Here is a 724-nt window from a genome sequence, read left to right on the forward strand (position 1 = left end):
GCGCTCGACGGGTCGGCTCCCGCCGCTCCGGGCGCCCCGACGCCGGGTGCTCCTGACGCGTACGGCTACCCGCAGGGTCCCGCCGCGCAGCAGACTCCGCCGCCCGGCGCCCCGCCGAATTACGGCTATCCGCAGGGGCAGGGCACTCCGCCTGCGCCCAACGTGCCGCAGGCGCCCGGGAGTTCGCAGGGCGGGCAGACTCCGCCGCCCACGTACGGCTATCCGCAGGGTCCCGGCGCGCAGCAGACTCCGCCGCCCGGCGCCCCGCCGAACTACGGCTACCCGCAGGGGCCGGGCCGGCAGCAGACTCCGCCGCCGGGTGCCCCTGACACGTACGGCTATCCGCAGGGTCCGGGTGCGCAGCAGACTCCGCCGTCGGCCGGGCAGGACGCGGCCGGGCGGCCGCTCGCGCCCGGGGCCGGCGACATCGCCGACGCCGCGACCAGCAAGGCGCAGGGTCCGCCCCGCGGTGCGCGCGGTGGTGGCGCGACGACTCCTCCGCCGCCCGGTGCCCCGGGCACTCCCGGCGCGCGGCCCTCGGGGCCCGGCGCTCCGGGTACCCCGGCGGGCGGCTACGTTCCGACGCAGCTCGTTTCGCAGCTCGGTCCCGACGGGCCTGAGGCCCCGCCCGCTCCGGGTGGTACGCCGCCCGGCGGTGTGCACCACGCCGCGACGATGCTGGCGGACCCGAGCATGGGTGGCCCCGGCGCGCCCAAGCCGCCCG

General features: G+C 79.8%; 1 pseudogene. It reads left to right on the forward strand.

Annotated elements, in window-relative coordinates:
- Positions 1-724, forward strand: a pseudogene (locus CG723_RS48200) (SUKH-4 family immunity protein); the annotation flags it as partial.

Source organism: Streptomyces sp. CB01635 (genome assembly GCF_002803065.1).
Lineage (GTDB): Bacteria > Actinomycetota > Actinomycetes > Streptomycetales > Streptomycetaceae > Streptomyces.